General features: G+C 43.8%; 2 protein-coding genes. Both read left to right on the top strand.

Annotated features, from left to right (window positions below; translation table 11 throughout):
- Positions 1-337: 337 nt before the first annotated feature.
- On the top strand, positions 338-1798 hold the full coding sequence (locus tag B9J84_RS08960) for a sodium-dependent transporter (protein ID WP_017045264.1): 1461 nt from the start codon (positions 338-340) through the stop codon (positions 1796-1798).
- Positions 1798-1893, top strand: coding sequence for a MetS family NSS transporter small subunit (locus B9J84_RS08955; RefSeq protein ID WP_010319106.1), 96 nt, complete (start codon positions 1798-1800; stop codon positions 1891-1893). The genes B9J84_RS08960 and B9J84_RS08955 overlap by 1 nt, the downstream gene beginning before the upstream one ends.
- The last annotated feature ends 330 nt before the right edge of the window (positions 1894-2223 follow it).

Here is a 2223-nt window from a genome sequence, read left to right as displayed (position 1 = left end):
TTCCACCTAAATCCCAATTAATTAACAACTAATACACCATCAAAAAACCAGAGAATAACATTTACAATCTATTGCCTTAACTTAGATTAGTCTGTAGTCTCGAACCCATGCGTAGCTGATTATTTCAGATACAGCAAACACACATCGAACTATTAAGAACAATATTCTGAGTTCTCTGAAAGCTGACAACATATAACACTAACTTTTTGCCAGTTCATGGATGATGGCGCAAATATTCACGGTCTATTTAGTGTACCGATAGTATTCATCACTCCAACACTGGCTCCGCAGCCGAAGAGAAGCTTCATACCTCAGGGAAGTCGTAAAGGAGTAAACAATGAAGCGAGAACAATGGGGATCCCGTGCAGGGTTCATTCTGGCTGCCGTAGGTTCGGCTATCGGTCTTGGAAACATATGGCGTTTCCCTTATATGGCTTATGAGAATGGGGGTGGTGCATTCTTCATCCCTTACCTTTTCGCCATGATCACAGCGGGTATACCGTTTATGATCCTAGAGTTCAGTATGGGTCAAAAGCATCGCGGTTCAGCACCAGCCACACTGGCTAAAATTCACGCAAAATTTGAATGGTTAGGTTGGTTCCAAGTAGGGGTTGCCGCTATTATTGCTGTGTATTATGTGGCCGTTATTGGCTGGGCTATTTCCTACTTTGGTATGTCGTTTACACAAAGTTGGGGAACCGATACTAATGCTTTCTTCTTTAGCAACTATTTAGCACTAGGCGATAATTCACCGACAAATCTCGGTAGTATTCAATGGAAAATCGCCATTGCAATGCTGATTGCATGGGCCATTACTTATGCTGCTATCGTCGGTGGAGTGAAATCTGGAATCGAACGCGCTTCAAAAATCATGATGCCAATACTGTTTATCATGGTACTGCTTTTGATTGGCCGCATGATTTTCCTACCAGGTGCATTAGATGGTGTGAACTACATGTTTGAGCCTGACTTTGACAAGATCTGGGATGTGAAGGTTTGGGCTGCTGCTTATGGACAGATTTTCTTCACCCTAAGTATTGGTTTTGCCATCATGCTGGCGTATTCCAGCTACCTTCCTGAGAAATCAGACATAACGAATAACGCCTTCATGACAGTATTGATCAACTGTGGTTTCTCAATTCTGGCGGGGATTATGATTTTCTCTGTTCTTGGCTACATGGCTCATGAACAAGGCAAACCGTTGACAGAAGTCGTGTCTGCGGGCGTTGGGCTTGCATTCGTTACGTTACCAGCGGCTATCAACCTATTGCCAGCGCCCTATATTCTTGGGCCAATCTTCTTCTTTGCACTTGTTGTTGCAGGCCTAAGCTCACACATATCAATCATTGAAGCCGTCACCTCAGCCGTCATCGATAAGCTAAAATGGAGCCGTAAAAAGGCCGCTAATGTAGTTATCAGCGTAGGGTTTTTGGTTTCAATGGCCTTTGCGACCAACGGTGGCCTGTTGCTACTCGACCTTGTCGACCACTTCGCAAACAACGTGGGCATTATGGCGAGCTGTCTAGTGGAACTTACGCTCATGGCATGGCTATTTAAGATTTCTGACGTACGCAAATACGTGAACAGCATTTCCGATTTCAATATTGGCGTGTGGTTTGATATTTGTCTGCGCTTTATCTCACCTGTAATTTTGGCCATTATTGTCGCCACAAAACTGAACGCTCTATTCACAGAAGGTTACGGTGGTTATGACCTCACCCTAGGATGGGTCATGATCGGGTTACTATTCGCTATAGGCGTAACAATCAATGCAACAAGCCGCAAGGAGTGCAACTAATGACGACAAGTGCAATTATTATGATGATTATTGGTTTGGGCATTACGTGGGGTGGCGCCGCCATCTGCATTAAAAAAGCCATGAACAAACAATAATCCTGTTGATTCTAAAAGCCGATGTCATCATCGGCTTTTTTTATGCCTGTCGACAACCGCTACACCTGCCTCTTGAAGCCAAACCTATTCATGCCACCCAACCACAGCAAAATTAAACAAGTGATGTGAATAAAGGAATAGAGCGAAATAGCCCTTACTTGATTATCGTTTGAGATAAAAGAGAGTTAAGTCAACAAGCCAAGCGTGAGATCCGTCTTATCGCCGCAAGCGGACAACTCAACTAATAAATGAGATGGCAATGATCAACTTATAAAAATAGGGGATGGCTGATGAACGAGTTAGCGGCAAAAGAAAAGGAGGCTTTCGCCT

The sequence above is a fragment of the Vibrio sp. V03_P4A6T147 genome (assembly GCF_002241085.1).
Lineage (GTDB): Bacteria > Pseudomonadota > Gammaproteobacteria > Enterobacterales > Vibrionaceae > Vibrio > Vibrio anguillarum.
The sequence above is the reverse complement of the archived record's forward strand: the minus strand, read 5'-3'. Positions and strand labels throughout refer to the sequence as shown.

Bases quoted from the DNA above. Each gene is read 5' to 3' on its own strand.
- B9J84_RS08955 (WP_010319106.1), top strand. From the start codon at position 1,798: ATGACGACAAGTGCAATTATTATGATGATTATTGGTTTGGGCATTACG.
- B9J84_RS08960 (WP_017045264.1), top strand. From the start codon at position 338: ATGAAGCGAGAACAATGGGGATCCCGTGCAGGGTTCATTCTGGCTGCC.